The organism is Sphingomonas sp. 66-10, from assembly GCF_001897045.1.
GTDB classification, from domain to species: domain Bacteria; phylum Pseudomonadota; class Alphaproteobacteria; order Sphingomonadales; family Sphingomonadaceae; genus Sphingomonas; species Sphingomonas lycopersici.
Genome location: NZ_MKRR01000097.1, coordinates 84,492 through 86,878, shown reverse-complemented (window position 1 = coordinate 86,878; position 2,387 = coordinate 84,492). Strand labels below are relative to the sequence as shown.

Here is a 2,387-nt window from a genome sequence, read left to right as displayed (position 1 = left end):
CGGTGCCATATCCCGCCGCGTCGATCACCGCGAGATCGCCCGAATGCATCCAGCCCGCGGCATCGATCACCGCGGCGGTCTTTTCGGGTTCGTCCCAATAGCCGAGCATGACCGAATAGCCGCGGGTGCACAGCTCGCCCGGGGTGCCGACCGGAAGCGTCGCGCCGTCCTCGCCGACCACCTTGCATTCGAGATGCGGCTGGACCCGTCCGATCGAGCCGACGCGGCGATCGAACGGATCGTCGACCGCGGTCTGGAAGCTCACCGGGCTGGTTTCGGTCATGCCATAAGCGATCGTGATCTCGGGCATGTGGAGCCGTTCGATCACCCCGCGCATCAGCGGCTCGGGGCAGACCGCGCCGGCCATCACTCCGGTGCGCAGCGACGACAGGTCGGTCCGGTCGAGCTTTGCGTGGCCGAGCAGCGCGATGAACATCGTCGGTACGCCGTAAAGCGCGGTGCAGCGCTCGCGCTCGATCGTCGCGAGCACCGAGCCCGCGTCGAAACCGGCGGCGGGATAAACCATCGTCGCGCCGTGGGTGAGGCAGGCGAGATTGCCCATCACCATCCCGAAGCAATGATAGAGCGGGACCGGGATGCAGAGCCGGTCGCCGGGCTGGAGCCGCTGGGCGAGGCCGACGAAGAAGCCGTTGTTGAGGATGTTGCGGTGGCTGAGCGTCGCGCCCTTGGGGTGGCCGGTGGTGCCGCTGGTGAACTGGATGTTGATCGCGTCGCCTGCATCGAGCGTCGGGCCGATCGCGGCGAGCCGCTGGCGCGCGGCGTCGTCGGCGTGGCCCGCAACGTCATCGAACGCGATCCAGCCGGGATGCGTCGCGGTGCCGATGCAGACGATCCGGCGCAGCGCAGGGAGGTCGGGCCCGATCTCGGCGACCATCGCGGCATAATCGCTGGTCTTGAAGCGATCGGTGAACACCAAAGCGGCAAGCCCGGCCTTGGCCATCGTGAACGCCGCCTCGCTGGTGCGATAGGCGGGGTTGATCGTCACCAGCACCAGCCCGGCGCGCGCCGCGGCGAATTGGGTGACGGCCCATTCGACGCAATTATGCGCCCAGATCCCGATCCGCTCGCCCGGTTCGAGCCCGAGCGCGAGCAGCCCGGCGGCAAACGCATCGGCGCGATCGAGCAGTTCCGCGAACGTCCAGCGGATGCCCTGTTCGACCGAGACCAGAGCCTCGCGCTCGCCCCAGCGCGCCGCGGCCTGCGCCAGCGCCTCGCCGATCGTATGCTCGATCAGCGGCGGGGCCTGGGTGCCGTGGACGTGGCTGAGGGTGAGCGTCACGATTTCATCCCCGGCGCGACGCAGGTGAAATTGGCCGCGTCGTCGGTCGAACCCTTGCCGGTCCAGCGCGCGACCTTGGGCCAGGCGCAGAGCGGGCGGGTGCGGAGCGGCTTGGCCGGGAAGCCGAGATAGCCGAACAGATCGTTGTCGAACTTGGTCGCGATCATCGTCTCGGGCGCCGGGCCGCCCTGACGCCATGTGTCGAGCGTGCCGAGCGCGTCGAACACATTGGGGCCGGGGCCGGCGAGGCAATGCGACATCCCCGGCGCCATGAACAGCCGCACCGATTTGCCGGCCTCGGCGGGCAGGCGCTTCGTCACCGCCTCGAAATAGGCGATCGTATTCTCGGGCGGAATCGCGGCGTCGTTCCAGCCGTGATAGAGGATCAGCTTGCCGCCGCGCTTGAGGAAGGCGCCGAGATCCGGGCTGTCGCTGTCGAGCAGCGGCGCGAGCCGGCGGCCGGCGGCATAATCGCGCGCGAAGTCGAACGCGCCGGGCTGCCATTCGGGGTTCGAATGGACCATGTAGCGGTAGAATTCGGTGGCGAACACGCCGTGCTGCGCCTTGGGGCCGGTGAGCCACACGTCCCAGGTGCCGGGCACCGCCTCCGCGCCGGGCATATAGCCGGGGAAGAATGGCCGCCCCTTGGCGTCGAGCGCGCCGCGATAGAGCGTGCGTGCCGCGGTCACCTGACCCGCGGTGAGGCACGTGGCCTCGTCGCCCGCCTTGCACTGGAGCACCGCCGGATCGAAGCCGCAGCCGCGCGGATCGTCGAGCACGCCGTCCTTCACTCCGTCCTTCGTGTCGCATTGCGCGATCGCGGCATCCTGCAGCAGCTTGAGCTTGGCATTGGGGATGGCGGATTCGGGGCGGGCGAAGACCGCGCGGTCGTCGCGCATGAAGGCAGCCATCATCCGCGTCCAGGCATTGGCGGGGGCGCCGGCGATGATCGCGTCATAATCCTCCGGGTAACGCTGCGCCTCCATCAGCGCCTCGCGTCCGCCGTCGGAACAGCCCTGGAAATAGGCCGCCCTGGGGGCATTGCCGTAATAAGCCGCGATCACCGCGCGGCCGGTGCCGGCGGCGA

1 protein-coding gene and 1 pseudogene are annotated in these 2,387 nt (G+C 69.2%); both read right to left on the bottom strand.

Features of this window, described 5'->3' with window-relative positions:
* A pseudogene (locus tag BGN95_RS08525) lies at positions 1–1,300 on the bottom strand (AMP-binding protein); the annotation flags it as partial.
* Positions 1,297–2,387: tannase/feruloyl esterase family alpha/beta hydrolase (locus BGN95_RS08520; RefSeq protein WP_286772374.1), on the bottom strand; the 1,091-nt coding region annotated here is incomplete at its 5' end. The pseudogene BGN95_RS08525 and the gene BGN95_RS08520, both read right to left, overlap by 4 nt.